Here is a 19,346-nt window from a genome sequence, read left to right as displayed (position 1 = left end):
CGCGGCGCATCCCGTCTTTTCGATATCCCGATCGGCTTGTTCCGACCGTCAAGGCCGCGTGCTGGAGATCACTGCGTCGAGCAACACCTTGACCGCAGAGACCGCTGGCCCCTCGACAAGCATGCCGCACTCTAGATTGGTCGACTTCGAACGGCGCAGCAGGTTGGCCGAGCCGACATATGCCGCGACTCCGTCCGCCAGGACTATCTTCGCGTGGAAGGTCTCGCTGGATGGATCCGCGCCGCCATAATCGATGATCCGGGTCGCAGCCGTCTCGACCCGCCTTCCGTCGACGCCGCAGGTTTTGAGCTGACGGGCATCCCGCAGCACGAGAAGCCGTTCAGACGCGACCGTGGACTCGAACAGGTCCGCTGCCCAGGCCGCACCGATGCGGTCGATGTAGGGGATCATGATCGTGAAGCGCTCGCGCGCCAGTCCCGCCAGGTGACGGAATGCGTCGGTCGTCCTCGTCAGAGCGACATAGTCGCTCGCAACGTCGGCCGCGAGCGCATCCGCGAGGCGACTCGGCTCCGGCGGCATTGTTACCACAAGCCGGGCCGTGGCCTTGGGGGAAACGAGGATCTCGCCAGGCATCAGGGTAGCTTGGGATCGAAGAAGCCGATCAGGTCCGGCGCGATCCGCGGTTCCCACTCCGGTCCTTTTCCGCCCTTCAGCACCGCCCGAGAAAGCAGCAGGTTCGAGGCGATGCAACTGACCTCGGACACCATGACGCAGGCGGGGCAGGCGCCACCACGTGCGTCGCACAGCGTGCCCGAGCCGCACCTGAGCGTCCGGGGCTCCAGCGCACGCTTGAGGAAGGCGTCGGCGTAGTTCCGCCACATGGCAGAGATGTTGCCGAGGTCAGGCGTCATGCCTTTGCGGTAAATCACGAAAGACAGATCGGCGGGGAAGATGTGCTCGCCGATCCCGTCCCGGTCGACGCCGGAAGTGTCTGCCAGCGAATGCATCATCTGGTGCGACAGGGTGTGCAGCAGCAGATAGACGTATGCCGGCAGAGTGCGCGGATAGCCGCCAGTGCCTTCGCGATCCTTGAACACCTCTAGGAAGGGGCCGAAGTCGTCGTAACGCTCGAGGTAGGCGCGCCCGACGTGATTCTCCGGGACGTCGATTATCTGATTGGCCTTGAGCCAGCGCACGATCCGGGCCTCGTCCAGCTTGAAGTAGAGCGCCTCGTTCAGCTGCTGCGTGACGTAGATCGGACGCTTGTTGTCCGGGATCGGCAGCTGGTCGAACGCCTTCAGCCGGACGGGCATGTCGACGCGCTGACCGTTGTGCTCCCTTTGATAGATCGGCGTGGCGGAGACGCGGGTGTAGCCGAAGCTGAACTCGCAGATCGGCAGGCCCCGGATCAGGACGAGCCGCTCGACGCCGAGGTGGCCCAGTAGCGACCGGGTGGCTTCCTGATACTTCGCCTTGCGCGCCGGATCGTTGACGACGTCGGTAAGCGCGATGTCGGGGTTCATCAAGTCGACCGCTCCATGCCGCGTCATGGCCTGCTCGATGTGCTCGCGAACGAATGCATCATGCTGGATCGTCAGGCGGATCGGATCAAATCGGCGTGTCCAATCCTCACGCACGGCGATAGCCTGAAGCACGGATGGACTGCCGAGCTGGCCTCGTTCGACGATGCCATCGGCGAACCAGCCCTCGCGGAGCGCAATGGCGTTGTCGCGATGCCGACGGGCAGCGTCGCCACGGCCGGATGCATCCGCCTTGTCGGCCATGCCAATATAGGTCTGGTATTCGTCCCATTCGTCTCTGCGGGCCTCGTCCGTCTCGACGCTTTGGCGGATCTGGTCCTCGGAGGGCTCGGCGAAGGGGATGTCGTGGATCTGGGCCAGCTTGGAGATCAGCCCATCCCGCCGCTTCGGGGTCATCAGCTCGACAACGCCGCTGTCCTCGAAAACGATGAAGCTGGTCCGCTGGACGTAGAACGTCGAGTTCGCCCGATATGATACCGGGAGCATGTTGACCTCGATCCACTGGAACACGCGGCCGCCGTCGTTCTGCTGGATCTGGAGACGGCGTAGGACATCGGGGTTCGCCTTCTTGAGCGACCGTGTTTCGCCGCAACCTTCGCACACGTATCGCCATTCCGAGAACACCGGGGCGGCGTTGCGCAGCTTGAAGCTGGTCGAGCCGCAGGTGCACATCTTGATCTGACGCGTGTCCTGCGTCTGCGGATCGAAATTGTAGTTGAACGGGCTGAGCGGCTCGATGTCGCCCGACCAGTGCGCGTAGACGACGTCTATCTGCGTCCAGCGCGCCTCGTGACCGTTGCACTTCTTCGGAAGGGGCTGGCGCGCCTGATCGGCGATGCTGTCGAATTCGCGTGTGGAGCCGCAGATCCCGCAACGATAGAGGAGCGGGTAGGGGACGTAGCCGACCTTGTCAGGGCTGGTCATTTGGAAGTCGGTGCGTAGCACCCGCGCATCGCCCGTTTTTGAATCGCGGAACGGGGTGTCGAGCACGAGCTCCGGCAGTGCGTCGGGCAGGACCTTGACGGCACGGTCGCGCCAGTTGGTCACGGCGTCGTCGAGGTTCTCGAAGATCAAGTCGATCGTCGTGGGCTTCAGGTCCTTAGCCTCATTGGCAAGGGGGACCGATCGGCAAATCCCTTTGCCACCTTCCCACGTCATCAGAACGCCGGGAGCATACGACCCGGCGATCTGGACGCGTGACCTCGACATCGTCGGCGGCTCGAGCGGGTCCGGATCGTTGCGCTGCGAACCGTAAGCCGATGGGCGACGCGTCTGCGTGTTGCGCCAGTCCTTTCCGTTCGTGTCAGCCATTGCTTCCCCCGTCCGCATCCAGCTCGGATGCGGTTCCGCGCTGCGTCCTGATCGCCTTCATAACTTTCGCGAGATCGCGTCTGTCGACGTCGGCCGTCCGACCCTTGGCGAGGGGATCGCGCATGGCGGCGACGATGTAGCCGGCCTCGTCCACGTCGCGGAGCGACGTCATGGGAGGCTTGAAGACCGGAATGTCTGTCCAATAGTCGCGCAGGCTGGAGATCGTGTTGCGACCGGATATATCACGGGCGAAGTTCTCGACCTGCTTGTCGACGAGTCCGCGGTAGAACTCCTCATAGTGCGGCGAGCCCAGACTGGCCCTACCCTTTCCGGCGAAGCCGCTCGCGCGCAGCATGAAGGCGACAAGTTCCTTGGTGAAGCCGAGGTGGTCGCGCTGCTCCATTGCCGAGAGGCGGCTGACCTGGTCCATGTGCGCCACCTCGAACTTGCGGCCGTCGTCCTTGAGGATGAAGTCCCGTGCCTCGCGCAGCATGGCCCATGCTTGGACGTAGGAGGCCATCGTGCGCCTGATCGCGTTCTCAGCCCACCGCTCCACCGCCGGTGGCGCGATCATGCGCTCCAGAAACCGGTGGAAGATGTCGTGCGTCTCCACCACGTAGCGGTCGCGCCGGTTCTGTGGCGTGGGTAGCAGCATGACGAAGCCGACGTGGGTGCGGCCGACGCGGCTCGAAGCCTGGATGTATTCGGCGATGTCTGACGGCAGCCCGGCGAAGAACATGCTGTTGAAGCGGTCGACGTCGACGCCGTGGCTGATCGCCGATGTGGCGACGATGTTGCGGACCGTCTCTGCGACATCGGGATAGTCGGTGCCGGCGAACGATCTGTCCGCCGCCTCCATCACACCCTGGATCTCCTTCATGTCGATACCACCGGAGATGAGGCGACTGTCGAACGCAGCATGTGCCCGCCCGATGCGGCGGTGTTCCTGCTCAACCGCGGCACTGAGGGCATCGATGACCTGGTCGCCCCCCTTCTTGTTGGTGACGTAGGCCAGGGCGATGCGGTGCAGGTCGATGAGCGCGAGGATCTCGGCCTCGCGACCCTGATTGATCGCGCGATCGACCGCCGCACGGTGCCAATCGCCCTCCCGGCCGGGGGATATTGATGCGCGAACGGACGCGACCGTCTGCGTCGTCCTCGTGTCGTCCAGCATGCCGTCCCACAGTGCCGTGACGATGCCGTGGAAGGCGGCGAGGACGCCCACCGTCGTCACTGTGTGCGTCGCGTCATTCGTCATCAGCGACACGTAGAGCCGCATCCAGGGGGCGGTTGCCTCGGGTGCCTGCGCGAACGGGAGCGACTTCGCCAATCCGACGCGGTCGCTATTGTCCTTTGGAGGATCGGTTGGCTCGGCGAAGAACGAATGGTATAGGTCAGGCCCGGGGTATGGGAAGCGGAGCGGGATGCGCTGGTAAAGCGTCTCCAGCTGCCGCTCCGGTGCCGAGATCGTTGCCGTAGCCGCGATGATCTTGGGCATGCGCGGAGTACCCCACCCGTCACCTGTCCAGCGCCGCGCGACCGCAAGGCCGTCCCCGGCCATGTCTGCGATATCCTCGAGCGCCGTGTCGAGCAGGGTGTCGAAAAGACCGCTGAAGGTGCCAAGGCTCTCCTCAAGGAGGTGCGCCTCGTCCTGGATGATCAGCGATGGGAACGGGTCGTGGAAGACCCGCTTGCCGTTGGCGTAGGCCGGGAACACGTTCGAGCAGCGCTCGGTCGCCGGGTCACGCTTTAGATCCGCTTCGCTGCGCGGGTTGTCGAGATTGCCGTGCGCGTCGATGCGGCGCGCGAGACCGAACATGCCCAGCACCTTGCTGATCGTGCTGGTGTTCTGTCCGAGCATCGCCAGCTTGTCGACGGTGCCGAGGACGATGGATGGAGCGCGGGCGTATACGGCGTCGTCGGTCAGCAGGAACGGCAGGGGATGGCGGCCACCGTGTGCGCGGTTCCAGTCGCACGTATCGTTGAAGCACAGGATCACCGCCCGCCGGCCGTAGTGACCGTCGCTTTCGTCGCGCCTGAGGCCTGTCTGACTGCCGCAAACGGGACATTCGGGGATCTTGTCGAACGCTTCGCGGGCATCGATGTATCGGCGGGCGCGATCGCGTTGTTCGTCGTCACCGGTCTCGCCATCGAGGTTGCGGTCGTCCGGATGGTCGTGGTCCGTCGAGAGCGGGATCTCCGCCTTGAAGGCGTTGTAGTGGTTCGGCGTGTTCTGGCTGCCGACCCAGAAGCCCATCTCGAACGGCCAGGAGCCAACCGCGTGCTTCTTGCGGACCATCTCGGCCCGGACGACCAGCTTCAGAAGGCGTTGCGCCTGCTGGAGCGTGAGGAGACGCAGAGGGTAGCGGATCATCGCCGTGATGCCGCGGTCCTTGCCGCGCAGGCGATCGAGGAACATCGCGAAAAGCAGAGTGCCGTAGAAGGCTTCGGACTTCCCGCCGCCCGTCGGGAAGTAGAGCAGGCTCACCCCGTCCTCGTCGAGGAGTGGGTCATGCGCCTCCCGCCATTCATCCATGCGCGAGGCGAACACGGGGACATGGGCGAGGACGAAGGCCATCTGGAACAGGCGCCAGCCGCGCTTTTCATCGAAAGCGTCGCGGAGCGCGAACGCTTCGTTGGTCATGGTCCATGCGCGCCAGGGCGCAGCCCTGAGTTCGAGGGAGCGGCGGTCGCCGCCTGCTGTGGCGAGCGCGTCTGCGGCCTTCTTCGATGCGATGAGCAGTTCAACGCCGCGCTCGACGTATCGCGCTTCGGCGCGCTGCGAGGCGATGTCCTTGCGCAGGCGGGCGGCCTCTATCGCCGCGTCGGCTGGTTCTAGGCCGGCCGTGACCGTGTCCCTCAGCCTGACCTCCTGTTCGTCGATCCACTTGACGTAGGCGCGGGGCAGCGCGAGCAGCCGCGATGCGTCGAAATCGGGATCCTTCAGGACTGTGAACTGGAAGGGGAGATCGATGTTTCGAGCGACGATGCGGGGCTGAGCGAAGCGGGGGGCGCAGGTCGTGCGAAGGCTTAGGATCGAACCGCTATCGGAGGCATCCACGCCGCAGTTCAGGCCGATCGCCGGATACTGGAGATGATCGCGGAACCGGTAGGACGGTTCGACGCGATCCAGCCGAAGCGGACGGTGCGCGTCGTTGGGAAGTTCGATCGTCAGTCCCGCGCCGAATACTGTATTGCACCGTCCGCGGGCGTCGGGCGGGGTAAGCTCGGCCGACTGGTTGTCGAGCATCACCCGCATCGAGAGGGCGCTTGCATCAAGGAAGTCGGGCTGGCGTTCAACCTTGACGACGACGCGCGACAGGTCGGGTAGGATGCGGTTGCGATCGACGGGGAGGGCCGCGAGACCCGCCATCGCCAAGTTCCACTTTTCCTCGGTCAGGGTATCGCCAGGCTGGACGGTCACATCGCGCCAGGCCATTCCTGCGCCAGATCCGACGACCCATGCCTCCAGCTGGGCGCCGATGGCGTCGCCAAGTGAGCGGTTATAGGCCTCGACAGCCGAGATCAGTGCGTCGTCGGCTGCGTCGAGCTCGAATTCCAGCACTGGCAGCTCGAGGTCCAGCCTGGTCCACTTTCCTGGGATCGGAGCCGGATCGACAAGGTTCAGCGGGAGTTCGCGGCCTTCGCGCACAAGCCTCGCGATCGGGGGGACGGGCGGTTTGATGTCATCCGGCGTGTTGGGGTTGGTGTCGGCTTGGTCGGCATCGCCTTTGGCGTCCGCATCTGGTTCGGCGTCTCCGCTCAGCAGCTTGATGCCATGTGCGGCGTAGGCCTTCCTGCGGACCTCGGCTAGGATCTGAGCCCTGGCCGCACGGACCTTCGCGCGCTTGGTCTCGTCCATCCCCTTCCAGTCGGGCCGATCGACACCTGCCGCCTGGAGGGCAGGGCCGCGCTCCGTGCGGATGGCGTCGTCGATCTGCTGCTGGATGTTCGCCCGAAGTCTGAAGTCGAAGTCGAGCTCGCCGCCTCCCGCTGCGAGGTCAGCCCAACTGGGCATCACGCGCAGATAGACGGAGAACCGGGGCGCGACACGGATTTGCGCCGCCATGCCGGCGGCGGCCATCAGGTCGACCCCGACCGCCGCGACGCGGATGTCGGTGGTCTCGTCATCCTGCCCAGTGACGTCGAAGCGCGGCAGTAGCTGAGCTGCGAAGATGCCGCGGCGGGGCGACCCACCGAGGAGGTTGCGTCCGCGCTCGTCGGCGCCTGCGACCCTGGCCACCAGCGCGTTGACGAGGGAGTCGCACACCGCCTCCTTCAGCTCGACGTCGATCGCGCCCAGTTCCTTGTTCGACTTGCCCTTCATGATGCCCTGTAGCTCCGAACCTTGTCGACGATCGCGACGTGCTCCTCCGCCATCGACCGCAGGATCCTGATCTGATCGGTATGGTCGCGGTTGCTCGCCATCGCGCCGTGCGGATCCGTGAGTATGCCCCGGAAGGCGTCGTGGAAGACGTTACCGAACCGGACGCGGTGGGATCGCTGCGCCACCACGGCCCACCGCCAGAAGTTGGCGGCCATCCGTTCGCCGATCCCTAGAGCTGCGGTGAAGCGCATGAAGGTTGCTTCGTCCTGCGGAGCGTGCGGCACGACGTCGTGCAGCTGCTTCTCGATCTCGTCATCGAGGTCGATCCAGTATCGCGCCCGCTCAGGTGTCACCGATGAATCGCCGATGGTTGCGACCAGGAACCTGAGCTTCGCTGCGGTGCTTGGCTCGGGTATTGCCGCGAAGCGCTCGGCGACCAGTTCGTGATAGTCGCGGATCTCCTGCGCGGCCGCCCGCTGGATGTTCACCAGCGTCCGCGCCCGCTCAACGAAACCGTGGCCGATGACACAGACCTCGTCGCCCTCCCTCACCTGAGACGCTGCCCGCTCCACGAAGGTTGTGGTCGCGGCACCGTCGTCGCGCAGCACGATCTCGGTGTTGCGGCGCGCAATGATGCGTTGCCCGTTTTTCAGATCGATCTCGACCAGGTTGCGTTCGCCGCGGCCCCCACTCAGGTCGATGACAGACCCATTGGGGAAGTCGACGTCATCGGTTGGCATCTCGAAGCGCACCACGTGTCGGCCGATCTCCTCGACCCTCTTGCTGGCCTTGGCGGCGAAGGACCGCAGACGGGCGGCCAGTGGGGCCAAGTCGATTTCGTCGGCGAGACGTTCGGCGTCGCGTGCGGCAAAGGCCAGCGTATCCGCGTCGGCCAGAACGGTCACATGGCTTGGAAGCCACGGCTGGCTCAGCGTCGTCAGGATGGCGGTGCGCGTCGGTGCGACGATCACGACCCGCTTGAACTGGTTCCGAGAGGCCGCCGGAAGCTCGGAGACCGCTCGGAGCACCCGTTCCCCACCGAAGCGCACGAACTCGGATTCAATCCTCGGACCCAGCTTCGGATTGTCAACGCCGAGACGGCTGGCCGCGAACTCGGCGACAAGGTCGGATCTGAAGACGAATACGGACTTTGAGCTGGACCTAAGCGCGGAGGGAATCACGCTCTCCAGCAAGGTGGTCATCGGCGTCGCGCTGTCGAAGCCGCGCATGAGGCGGCGAGCAGTGTCGAGTGCGCCATCCGACGCGTCGACCTGACTGGCGAGGCTTTTCGGATCAGCCAGGTCGGCCAGATCAGCGTTCACCCGGTAGACCGAGAGGAGATCATCGGCGGCTGCGGTCGAGGTCTCGCTCTCCAGAAACCTGCTTAGCTCAGCTAGCGAACCAGGGAGAGAGGCGGTGCGGCGCACGGTCGCAATCAGGTTTCGCGCGGTCGTCGCACCGTTGGGGTCACCTCTGTCGGCCAGGCTGTTCGCTAGACGTCTGACGGCCTCGATGCCGTGGCCCGCATCGCCGAAGAAGCCGTCGGCATCGATGTTGTCGCCGCCCTCGAAGGCGGATGTGCCCATTGATGTCGGCCTGACTATCTCGGCGGTTTCCGAGTAGGTGACGTGCCCGGGCGACGGGATCACCTTCCCATTGCGGCCTGGGCGCTTGATGCCGAGGATTTCGAAACGAGCGGTGCGGTATGTCCACGGATCGTCGGCGATCGCGAGAATGCCGGTGGTGGGATGGACCTCTCGGAGGCAAGTGACCATTTCGGTTGCCTTACCAACCCAGTCCCAGCCCAGGCGGTTTCGCGCCGTTCGCGTGAGATCGAGGATTAGGAGGTCCGGGCTTTCCTTTATCGCCCGGAGGTCGACCCCGATGCGGCTCTCCACGCGCATCGTGTAGAGGAAGAAGTCGGCCTTTGTCGGATCGTCCGCGTCGCCGGAGCGCCGCTGGGTCGCGATGTCGGTCTTCGACCCCGTTCTCCAGAGCAGCGTGCTGTTCGAAGATCTGTCGCCGCGGGGCGTGGCGTGGGGGACGATCTCGTCGAGGATCGGATGCTCGAATTCGGCGTAATCGCGGCCATCCGACGCACGGCCGGTGAGCTTGCGGACGCGCGCCATCACCTGATGGAAGTCCTTCGCGGCGTCCCCGCCGCCGTGCAGATACCGTTTCACATGATCGAAGTTGATCGCACCCAGCGCGTGACGGTCCACCTGCACCTGGCGGGCCTGAGCGTGGGTGCTTCTGGCATAGGGGAAAACGATCGCCCGCACGCGGTCCGAGCGGTGCCTGCCTGTCTCCCACGAGCCTTGCACCTCCACCTGTTCTGTTTCCGCGCTTCCGACCGCAGCAATCGTCAGAAGGCCCGCGATGGCGGACGAAGACACGCGGACTGGCGGCCACGGCATCACGACCTGCGTCGATCCGTCGGATGCCACCTGCGCCGCGGAGCGGACCAACTGGGCGTAGGCCGGCGTGACTTCAGCGATGGCCGGTTCGCCGAGCTGATGGAATGGCTGCCCGGCCAGGGCCTCCATGTATCGCGCGATGTCGCGGGCTTGGCGCTCGGGCGCGACTTCCTTGGGCGGCTTCGGCGCAGCCTTGCGGGCGGCATTGGATTGGGCGATCTTCGACAGCAACGCCTGGCGCTTGTCCATCGCGGCTCGTCGCTGATCCACACGGTCGTTCAGCTCACTGCCGGGCGGCTTCTGGTGGGGGAGGAACCGGGCCATCAGGCGTCAACCGCTTCCTTGACGAGCCTATATGCGACGGTCGCCGCGACCTCTGCATCGTCGTTCGCGTCGAGCGCAGCCGAGAACACCGTCGGTGCCGGGAGGTCGAGCTCACGAAGCAGTGTGACGGAGACGGCGGCGGTGCCGGAGACGCGCCTATACCTGCTGTCGACGGCGGCGGTGTTGAGCAGCTTTACCGCCAGTTCGAGCTGCTCGGGATCGTCGGCCGTAAGAACGATCGTGTGGTTCTCGCTTACGAATCCGCCCCATTTGGATAAGATTGCCGAATCTACCATGGCGGCGACCAGCCGCCGAGGCTGCTTGTCGTTTGTCGTGCGCTGCATCACCGCCGCCGCGCCAGTGATGATCGCGGTGCTGTCGTCGGGGAAGGTCACGAAGTCCATGCCGGCGCCCTTCTTGCCGGCGGGTTTGCAAAGCTCTCCTGGCCGGATGTTTTTTGCCCAGATCAGTGGATAGCCGCGCTGTTTGCGACCGAGCTTGGGGACGAGGCGCGCCGTCTCGCGGTTCCACACGAAGTATCCGGCGCGCGCCGTCACGCCATAGTCCGCCAACGTAGCACCACCGACGAGGCTCGGATCTATGGCAGGGAGCGGCCATGCGTCGCCGGGCTCGACGGGAAGAGTCTGCTCGATCACGGGAGCACTCGAGGGCATGAGGCCGACGATGGGGAAGCGGACGGGGGCGATGGGATCGTGCGCTTTGCCCTTGCGCACGATGAGCACGCTGATGTCCTGCGCGACGTCGATGAACACACCATCCCGACCAGCGATCGAGCCGACGGCGAGGACCTCCGCCTGGGCACGGATGAACGTCCGCATCCGATCATATAGCGGCCCGGACCTGAAGCTGGACGGGATCACGAGTGCGACGATGCCACCTGGGCGCGCGTGTCGGAGGCACAGCTCGGTGAACAGCGCGTATTTGTTGATGTGGCCGCTGTGTGCCACCCTTCGCCAAGCCTTGCCGCGAACCTCATCAATCGCCATCCGGCCATAAGGCGGGTTCGCGACGACAAGGCCGTAGGACGCCGGAATCGTCACGCGCAAGGCGTCGCCGGTGAGAATCACCTCTCGCGGCAGTGGCGCTCCGAGACGCTCTGCGATGAGACGGCTCGATAGCGTGGCGAGGCCGGTGTCGATCTCGATGCCATTCAGCCGATAGGCGACAGCCTCGGCGTCCAGGCCGGCGATCGCCATCCGGCCTGCGAGCGTCGAAAGGAAGGCGGCACCACCGGCCGCCGGGTCGAGAACCGTGTCATTCTCGAGATCGAAACCGGCGTCGATGGCCAGATCGACGACCGCGTCCGCGACGGTCGGCGGTGTGAAATATGTCGCCTGCGAACGACGGACCTTCGTCGGGAGCAGCAGCGTGTAGAGCGTGCCGATCCAGTAGTGCCGCTCGTCGGCGGGAAGGGTGTGCAGGGTCTCGCGAAACGCATATAGGCTGGGGTCGGAACCGGCGTCGGACAGGAGATTGAGGCAGACATCGGCGCGGGATTGCGCGCTGGTCGCGCACTTCGCGAGCGAACGCGCAGCGGCCCTCGCATGCGCGAGCATGGTCGCCTTCGTCCCCTTGTCGTTCATTTCCCCCACTCCCAGCGACGGCCACGCCGAAGCCCTCCGCCGGTATAGGACGGAAAAGGCTGCCGACAAAACCACTTGTTTCAGTATTTGCAGATTGTTGTGGCTAACTTCGGTCGATGCTGCGAATTCTTCGTCGACTGAGGATCCCGGCTGACTTTGTTCTCGTGGTGAACCGGTCAGCGATGTCCACGGCGGCAAGGCAACCGAGATGGCCGGGAAGGTTGGCCGTGACCGGTCATGGTCATAGTGGTGGAGAGTGATTGTGTCTGACTGGAACATGGGTAGCATCCTCGACAGACTTCGGGCGCTCGGCCCCGACTGGCACGAAAAGCTGGCTAGCGAGATGACCGGGGAAGAGAGGGGTAGGATCGCCGAGGCGATCGAGAACCTTCCGCAGCCGATTGCACCTTTCGTGCTCATCGTGACGGATAGGGATGCGCGAACCTTCTCGGTCGAAGGTCCGATGGTCGATGACGACCCGTGGAGCGTCGTGGTCGTCGGTGCACAGGGGCAGGGCCGGCAGGTGAACTGCCATGTGCCGGGCGGGAGCGCCCGTGAGGATGTGGAAGAGGCTGCGCATGTCTATGGAAGCGAGTATCCCGACATGCATCGGGTGCCGGCCGGATCGATCGTTAGCCTCTAGCCCGCAGGAGAGATTTCTCGACGTCGCTGCGGTTTTCTCCCTATCGGAAATCCCGTGGCTTGATTTTGATGCCCTCGGTCGGCTGGCCCGGGATGATGCCCGAGCCGAGCCACAGGTCCGGGATGTAGATGTCGCGGGGCGCGCCCCCCAAGGCCCCCTGCGCGGGATCGCGTGGATCCGGGCCAACGGGATGCCTGAGTGCGCAGAAAGCCGAGATTACCCGCCTCTGAACGGCGTAAGTTGGTTGGCAATCGACGCTACGCGAATGTCAGCTATCCCCACGCCCCGGTTCCGAAACGGCCATTCCGCAATCGGCCAGACTTGGGCATCCAGAACGGGAAAGCGGACGGGCCGCACCTAGGGATCGAAAAATTAAGGCTGAGGGTCTGATTTGGGTCGGTTGTGATGCATCCGACCACCCGGCCGTGGGATCATTCCGCCGTCCCAACTGGCTTGGCCCAACGACAGCTTTTCATATCATCTGGCGTTCGCAGTCCGCCCTGCGAAGCCGGCCTCCCGTAAACGCGGCGCGGGGGAATATCGGTCGCGGCAAGGCAAAATTCCTGGCGCTAGCTAGGCCTCACATCCTTGATCGGGGAAAAATGAGCGCATCCATGGAGAAGATGCCGCCGCCACGGGCGACAAGGGGAAGCAGGATCGCGGCCCAGCTGAGATGGGTCGGCCATGCTTCGGGATAGACAAATGTCTGGATAACCAGGGCCATGCCCAGCAGGGCGAGCGCCGAAAGCCGTGTGAACAGGCCCAGCAACAGCAATATCGGGAAGAGATGCTCCGCCCAGGTCGCCACTGTTGCAGCAAGGTCGGGGGGGACGATCGGCAGGGCATATTCGGTGCGGAACAGCTCATATGTGCTGTCGGTGATAGTGATGATGCCATTCACCTTCGTGCGTCCCGACAGGAAAAATATCGCGGCAATGCCCAAACGGGCGACCAGCAGTAGCAGCGCATCAGGCAGCAGCGCCTCGATCCGCCGAACGAAGACATCGCGCATTTTCAGGGACAGACTCATCGTTCGTCTCCAGGAAGTGTGGCCGGGACGGAATGGCGCCCCGGCCGCCATGGTCAGGCCTTGGGGGAAAGCGCGCCGTTGCCCTTGGGCGTCTTGATCGACGTACAGGTGCCGGCCTTCACCAGTTTCCAGGCATTGCCTTGATAATCGACCTTCGACGTGCCCGCGCAGCTGGTGCCGGCACCGGCCGCGCAGTCATTCTTGCCGGCGAGCGAAACGCCGTAGCATTTCTCCATCTTGGGCTTCGTCTCCGCATGGGCGGAAGCGGCGAGCGTGGTCGCCGAAGCGATGGCGATGCTGGCGGCGAGCGCCGCATGAGTTGTACGCATAATGATGTCCTCTACGATCCAGCGCCTCTGCGCGCGGTCCGGACAGGGGACCGGACCGCGCGGTGACCGGGGAGGAGGCGGGAAGCCCGTGTCACATAGGCGGGTTCGGGGAAGAACAACCTGCGGTTACAATCGAACGGCGCAGAAATTTTCGTCGATGCTGTAACTGATGGCCGGTTCGGCCCGAACATGTGGGCGAGGAGATTGAATGCAGACCACAGAGGAGCATCTGCGCGCATTGATGATTGATGGGCTGGACGGTGATCCCGCCGCCCATGCGGCATTGCTGCGCCTGCTTGTTCCGCTGCTGCGGGGTTTCTATCGGCGCCGTGTTCGCGGCGCCGACGACGATGTCGAGGATATGGTGCAGGACACCCTTATTGCCGTTCACACCCGCCGCGCGACCTATGATCGCGGCCGTGCCTTCACCGCCTGGCTCTATGCAGTCGCTCGTTACAAGATGATCGACCATTTCCGCCGTGTCGGCAGGTTGCGGCCGATCGACGATCTAGAAGACTTGCTGGTCTCCGAAGAATTCGAGGCAAGCAGCATGGCGAAGCTCGACATAGACGATCTGCTGGAGCAATTGCCGCCCAAGCAGGCGCGGATGATCCGCGCAACCCGGCTGGAGGGATTGAGCGTCGCCGAAGCGGCAAGTGCGGAGGGCATAGGCGAATCCGACGTGAAGATTTCGGTGCATCGCGGGCTGAAGGCGCTGATGGTGCGGGTGCAGGGGGCAATGCGATGAACACGGACGATCTGATCCGGCATCTTGCCAGCGATACTCGCCCGGTGGCCCGAAACAGCGTCGCGCGGCGGCTGGCCATCGGTATCATCGTTGGCGGGATCGCATCAGCGCTTCTCATTCTGGCTTCGATCGGCATCCGCCCGGATCTGGGCACGGCCATGCAGGGTGCGTCCTTCTGGATGAAATGGGGATATACTTTCTCCCTGTCGATCGCCGCACTGGTGACGACGGCCCAACTCGCGCGCCCCGACAGCGGTCGATTGCGCGGATTGTGGGCGCTTGCGATACCCGTCCTGCTTCTTGCGGCGGTCGGCCTGCTCGAACTGGCGCGCACGCCGTCGTCGCAATGGCTGGCAATGTGGCTCGGCCATAGCTGGAAGAGTTGCCCCTGGCTGGTCCTGTCGCTGTCAGCCCCGATCTTCGCCGGTTTGCTATGGTCCTTCCGCAGGCTCGCCCCGACCCGGTTGCGCGCGGCCGGAGCGGCCGCTGGCCTGTCAGCGGGGGCCTTCGCGGCAACAGTCTACTGTATCCACTGCCCCGAAGTGTCGGCGATTTTCGTCCTGACCTGGTATTCGCTGGGAATATTGCTCGCGACCTTGCTCGGCATGCTGGTCGGGCCGCGGCTGCTGCGCTGGTGAAGCAGAAGCCGCGCCATTGCGCAGCATGTTGCCATCGGTTCGGTAAATTTCTGGCGCCTCTGTAACCGGGGGCCGCTGCAGGCCGAAAGACAGGGGCCAGATTGGCTCAACATTCTTTCGGAGAAATCATCATGCTCACCCATAACAGCGGTATCGGCATGGCTGCTTCGGCCGCCGCCATCGCGATCGTTTCAGCAGCAGCGGCACCGGCCGTGGCGCAAGACAGCGGGGATACGAAAGTCGTTCACTGCTACGGCATCAACAGCTGCAAGGGCACGTCGGACTGCAAGACCGCCAGCAACGAATGCAAGGGGCAGAATGTCTGCAAGGGGCATGGTTTCAAGGCCATGACCGTCAAGGCGTGCAAGGCCGCCGGGGGCAGCCTGACCGAGCCGAAATGACGTTTCAATGCCCGGCGTGCACAGGCGCGCCGGGCAGCCTTTATCAGCAGGAAGTTTACCCATGATCCCCTCCTTCTCCGGTTTCGGACTTGGCCTGCGCAAACAGCATTATGCCGACTTTCTGGACCATCGCATCGCGGTCGATTTTCTTGAGGTGATCTCGGAGAATTTCATGATCGACGGCGGTCGGCCGCGACATATTCTGCGCGATGTTCGCGCCCGCTACCCCGTCGCCCTGCACGGCGTATCCATGTCCATCGGCTCGGCCGACGGTCTTGATCGGGCCTATCTCAACCGGCTTCGCGCGCTGGTGGATGACGTCGATCCGCTGTTCGTGTCGGATCACCTGAGCTGGTCGCGGATCGAAGGCTTCAACTCGCACGATCTGTTGCCATTGCCCTACACGGAGGAGGCGCTCGATATCGTCTGCACCAATATCGACCAGGCGCAGGATGCGCTGGGCCGTGCGATGCTGATAGAGAACCCGTCGACCTATATTGATTTCGCTCCGGCAGACATGACCGAATGGCAGTTCATCGACGCCCTGTGCGCGCGAACCGGCTGCGGACTGCTGCTCGATATCAACAATGTGTTCGTCAGCGCTAGCAATCACGACTTCGATCCTGTCGCCTACCTCGACGGCGTGCCGCATGACCACGTGCGCCAGATTCATCTCGCCGGGCACAGCCATGGCGACCACCTGCTGATCGACACGCACGACCAGGCGGTGCCGCCGTCCGTGTGGCAGCTCTATGCGCATGTCCTGACAAAACTTGGGCCGGTCGCGACGATGATCGAACGCGACGATGCCATCCCGCCGCTGGCCGACCTGCTGGTGGAGCTTTCCACCGCGCGCGGGATTTCCGCCGGGAAGATGGAGGAAGCGGCATGAGCCTGCTGGCGCTTCAGCGCGACATGCGAGACTGGCTGCTACGGGAAGACATGGCTGCCGCCGATCGCATCGGTGCGGCGGCGGGGCTAGGCCTTGCCGTCTATCAGAATAATTACCGCACCCAGCTTGTCACCTATCTGGAACTCAGCTTTCCGCGCACCCGTGCGTGGATCGGTGAGGATTTGTTTCTTCATGCCGCCGTGCATCATATCGACAGCGTCCCGCCGAGCAGTTGGACATTGGACGCATATGGACGCGATTTTCCGACGACACTTGCACGGCTTCACGCTGACGATCCTGAGATAGCGGAAATCGCTAGTATCGAGCTTGCACTGGAAGAACTGTTCGTCGCAGCCGATAGTCCCGCCGTTGGGCTGGACGGTTTGGGCAATGTCGACTGGGATCGCGCGGTGTTGACGTTTTCGTCGTCGATCGAACTTATGCACCTTCAAACCAATGGTTTTGTCATATGGTCGGCTCTGGTTGATCGGAAAGAACCACCCGCGCCGCAATATCTGGATTTGCCCGATATGGTCATTTTGTGGCGTCAGGGCGAGCAGTGCCGCATCCGGACTATCGACGACGGCGAATTGCAGGCGCTGCTCAAATTGCGTCGTGGCATGACATTCGGCGCACTGTGCCGCGACGTCGCTTTGTCGCTCGGGGAAGAGGCAGGAATGATGCTTGTTGGACGGTGGCTGGGTCTTTGGCTTTCCGACCAAATGGTCGTTGCCATAAACGATCGCGGGCAAGCTGCGCCGCCGTGCTTATAGTCCGGTGTTAAGACCGCGTTTTGCAGATACGGCTAGCGCGGCTCTCTTTGCAGAACGACGAAAATCGGTCGCCAGTTTGCCGACAAAGCGAAAGGTTTGCATCTGGTGACCCGTATCCCGACTCTGAGCGTCTCATAATGATGACGTGGACGGCTCTCCAACCCTCCCGCAGTCTGACCTGCGTATGAGTCGGAAGGAGTGCTCCAATGGGAACGGTCACGACGATTGGTTTAGACCTGGCGAAGAACGTGTTCCAGGTGCACGGTGTGGATGCATGCCAATGGTGCAGCGGTATTGCGCCAGCGATTGACGCGCGATCGTTTGCTGAAGTTCTTCGCGAAATTGCCGTCTTGCTTGATCGGAATCGAAGCCTGGGCCTCATCACATTTCTGGGCGCGTCAGCTCATCGCTCTGGGTCATGATGTCAAGCTGATGCCCGCTTAGTATGTGAAGCCGTACGTCAAACGCGGAAAGAACGATGCAGCGGACGCTGAGGCGATCTGCGAAGCAGCCGTGGAAATGATCGGTTTCACATTTTTAGATTGACCAGGCTTAGCACTGCGCCTGGTTTCATTGATCCTGATCAATATGATTTTCAGGAACGAGAGTCAGCCCTCCAGGATTATTCCGCCATATCATATGAAAGGACTGGATGTGGCTACGCAGCTCAAAGCTGACGGATCTCAATTTCTGCAACAGGAATTTCAGGAGGTGCTGAGCCGCTGGAATCGCGAACGGCTATCGCCCACTTTTCCAGAGGACATGTCAGCTAGTCGCTTCGACAATGATCGCCATATGCTTCGTCTGGAGATGGGATTTCTTGAGGAGTTGCGGCGGGAAGTCATGGTTGAGGCGCGCGAGGCGCCAACGGACCCTGATCGCTTCATCGCCTGGTTCGAGAATCTCAAGGCGAGTGGGCCTGGACAGCATGATCGTCTTTTCCCGTGGCTCGCTGAACAGGCGGACCGAGATGAGCTTCGATGGTTCCTGTCGCAGGAAGCTGCGGGCGAAGCAGGTTTCGACGATCTGGTCGCAATGACGCAAGTCAAGCTGCCGGCACGCGCCAAGCTCGAACTGGCGCGCAATTACTGGGACGAGATGGGCCGGGGTAACGCGAAGGGCATGCATGGGCCGATGCTGGGCCAGCTGGTCGATACTCTCGACCTCGATACGCGTATCGAAAATACTGCCTGGGAAAGTCTGGCGCTCGCCAATGCCATGACGGCCATGGCCTCCTTACGTTGCTATGCTTGGCACAGCGTCGGCGCCCTGGGAGTGATCGAGCTTACCGCGCCCGATCGGTCCGCGTATACTGCCAGGGGGTTGAAGCGCGTCGGCCTGTCTGGGTCCGAACGACGCTATTTCGATCTCCATGCCGTACTCGATATCAAGCACAGCCGTGAATGGAATGATGAGGCAATGTACCCACTGGTCGCGGAAGATCCCCGCCGTGCAACCGCTATGGCGGAAGGAGCGCTGATCCGCCTGCGCTGCGGGGAGCGTTGTTTCGAGCGATATCGTGCTCATTTCGGATTGGCCTAAAAGATGAGTAACCGCATCCTGCTGGTCGAGGATGACCCTGCCGTCGCTGCCTTCATCGCTAACATATTGGAGGACGCCAACTATGCGGTAGACGGGCCTTACCAAACGCTCGCCGACGGTATCGCTGCCGTGGCTGAAGATATGCCGTCCGCTGCTGTCCTGGATATTCGGTTGAAAGATGGCGACGTCGGCCTTTTGGCAGGTGATCTTGATCTGTACGGCGTCCCATATGTCTTTTGTTCAGGCGCCCCGGACTTCGCGTTAATGCGCAAACATCCCACTGCCCCTTTGATCCTTAAACCGCTGCTTCCGACCGAACTTGAGCGCATGCTTCAAACTATGCTGCACTGAGCGCCGGCAGGCCGAACGCGAGGGATCGCCCACGGCGGCGACCGGCAGATTTTTTGCCCTGGGAACTGGGCTGCAACCGGAGCGTCGAACTGAACAGATATGCTTGGCGATGGTCGCGCCTATTGGACCAGGCATCCGCGTTGTACCTTCCATTTCGTCTCGACGACGTGCCCATGGCTCAATGCCGTCGACCGCTTTTCGCTAAGCTCACAGGTCGCGGCCGAAAAGACGGCATATTTCATTCCGTCGTCGATCTGCAGGCCGCCATCAACCTCTTTATCAAGGAGAATAACGAGGCCCCCCGCCCTTTCATCTGGAAGGTCGATCTGGACGAAATTATGCGCGGGCACCAAATGTCGGATTCAACCCACTGACCCAGACAGCTGGCGCTCTTCGCATCCCCTTCTTTGGTAGCCTCTCGGGTCGCTACGCCCACCCAGCTATTGACCAGCGTACCAGCCTGCCAACGCCTTTGACCAAAATGGCCACTCCGCCCCAATCCATCTCGATGGAA

General features: G+C 63.1%; 15 protein-coding genes and 2 pseudogenes. 10 read left to right on the top strand and 7 right to left on the bottom strand.

Translation table 11 applies throughout. From position 1 onward, the window contains the following. Positions 1-48: 48 nt before the first annotated feature. From E5554_RS00875 to E5554_RS00855, 5 genes are read right to left on the bottom strand one after another with little or no spacing between them, the layout of a single operon-like run. On the bottom strand, positions 49-594 hold the full coding sequence (locus E5554_RS00875) for a phospholipase D-like domain-containing protein (RefSeq protein ID WP_136185681.1): 546 nt from the start codon (positions 592-594) through the stop codon (positions 49-51). Next, positions 594-2,813 (bottom strand): hypothetical protein, encoded by a 2,220-nt coding sequence (locus tag E5554_RS00870; RefSeq protein ID WP_136185680.1) that lies wholly within the window; start codon positions 2,811-2,813, stop codon positions 594-596. Before E5554_RS00870 ends, E5554_RS00875 begins: the two co-directional genes overlap by 1 nt. Continuing rightward, positions 2,806-7,140, bottom strand: coding sequence for a DEAD/DEAH box helicase family protein (locus E5554_RS00865; RefSeq protein ID WP_136185679.1), 4,335 nt, complete (start codon positions 7,138-7,140; stop codon positions 2,806-2,808). Before E5554_RS00865 ends, E5554_RS00870 begins: the two co-directional genes overlap by 8 nt. Further along, positions 7,137-9,881, bottom strand: a complete 2,745-nt coding sequence (locus E5554_RS00860; protein WP_136185678.1) for a hypothetical protein — start codon at positions 9,879-9,881, stop codon at positions 7,137-7,139. Before E5554_RS00860 ends, E5554_RS00865 begins: the two co-directional genes overlap by 4 nt. Continuing rightward, positions 9,881-11,764 carry an N-6 DNA methylase gene (locus E5554_RS00855; RefSeq protein WP_247594343.1) on the bottom strand — a complete coding sequence of 628 codons (1,884 nt, stop codon included), beginning with the start codon at positions 11,762-11,764 and terminating at the stop codon, positions 9,881-9,883. The genes E5554_RS00860 and E5554_RS00855 overlap by 1 nt, the downstream gene beginning before the upstream one ends. Between E5554_RS00855 and E5554_RS00850 the strand changes: the two genes are divergently transcribed. Continuing rightward, entirely contained in the window at positions 11,763-12,128 is a 366-nt protein-coding gene (locus E5554_RS00850) for a hypothetical protein (protein ID WP_247594342.1), read from the top strand. The two genes, E5554_RS00855 and E5554_RS00850, sit on opposite strands and share 2 nt — an antisense overlap. A gap of 580 nt (positions 12,129-12,708) precedes the next feature. Here E5554_RS00850 and E5554_RS00845 read toward each other — a convergent pair. Then, positions 12,709-13,158 carry a DoxX family protein gene (locus tag E5554_RS00845; protein WP_063141709.1) on the bottom strand — a complete coding sequence of 150 codons (450 nt, stop codon included), beginning with the start codon at positions 13,156-13,158 and terminating at the stop codon, positions 12,709-12,711. A 53-nt stretch (positions 13,159-13,211) separates the two neighbouring features. After that, positions 13,212-13,487 (bottom strand): DUF2282 domain-containing protein, encoded by a 276-nt coding sequence (locus E5554_RS00840; protein ID WP_048938960.1) that lies wholly within the window; start codon positions 13,485-13,487, stop codon positions 13,212-13,214. A 208-nt stretch (positions 13,488-13,695) separates the two neighbouring features. On the opposite strand from E5554_RS00840, the gene E5554_RS00835 reads away from it, so the two are divergent. From E5554_RS00835 to E5554_RS23220, 9 genes and pseudogenes are all read left to right on the top strand, one after another. Further along, a complete protein-coding gene (locus E5554_RS00835) occupies positions 13,696-14,235 on the top strand; it encodes a sigma-70 family RNA polymerase sigma factor (RefSeq protein ID WP_048938961.1) in 540 nt (179 codons plus the stop codon). Then, positions 14,232-14,873, top strand: coding sequence for a DUF1109 domain-containing protein (locus tag E5554_RS00830; protein WP_004208799.1), 642 nt, complete (start codon positions 14,232-14,234; stop codon positions 14,871-14,873). The genes E5554_RS00835 and E5554_RS00830 overlap by 4 nt, the downstream gene beginning before the upstream one ends. 131 nt (positions 14,874-15,004) lie before the next feature. Continuing rightward, positions 15,005-15,274 carry a hypothetical protein gene (locus E5554_RS00825; protein WP_004208798.1) on the top strand — a complete coding sequence of 90 codons (270 nt, stop codon included), beginning with the start codon at positions 15,005-15,007 and terminating at the stop codon, positions 15,272-15,274. A gap of 61 nt (positions 15,275-15,335) precedes the next feature. Next, positions 15,336-16,166 carry a DUF692 domain-containing protein gene (locus E5554_RS00820; RefSeq protein ID WP_063141713.1) on the top strand — a complete coding sequence of 277 codons (831 nt, stop codon included), beginning with the start codon at positions 15,336-15,338 and terminating at the stop codon, positions 16,164-16,166. Continuing rightward, positions 16,163-16,939, top strand: coding sequence for a DNA-binding domain-containing protein (locus E5554_RS00815; RefSeq protein ID WP_063141715.1), 777 nt, complete (start codon positions 16,163-16,165; stop codon positions 16,937-16,939). Before E5554_RS00820 ends, E5554_RS00815 begins: the two co-directional genes overlap by 4 nt. A 206-nt stretch (positions 16,940-17,145) precedes the next feature. Continuing rightward, positions 17,146-17,449 (top strand): annotated as a pseudogene (locus E5554_RS00810) (IS110 family transposase); the annotation flags it as partial. A 144-nt stretch (positions 17,450-17,593) separates the two neighbouring features. Next, complete coding sequence (locus E5554_RS00805) at positions 17,594-18,481, top strand: iron-containing redox enzyme family protein (protein ID WP_210729788.1); 888 nt, start codon at positions 17,594-17,596, stop codon at positions 18,479-18,481. Positions 18,482-18,484: 3 nt separating this feature from the next. Continuing rightward, on the top strand, positions 18,485-18,832 hold the full coding sequence (locus tag E5554_RS00800; protein ID WP_136185676.1) for a response regulator transcription factor: 348 nt from the start codon (positions 18,485-18,487) through the stop codon (positions 18,830-18,832). A gap of 62 nt (positions 18,833-18,894) precedes the next feature. Continuing rightward, positions 18,895-19,206 (top strand): annotated as a pseudogene (locus E5554_RS23220) (hypothetical protein); the annotation flags it as partial. Positions 19,207-19,346 lie beyond the last annotated feature (140 nt).

Origin of the sequence: Sphingobium sp. PAMC28499 (genome assembly GCF_004795815.1) — a bacterium.
In the GTDB taxonomy this organism is placed as follows: Bacteria; Pseudomonadota; Alphaproteobacteria; order Sphingomonadales; family Sphingomonadaceae; genus Sphingobium; species Sphingobium yanoikuyae.
This window is presented reverse-complemented; position numbering and strand designations above follow the sequence as displayed.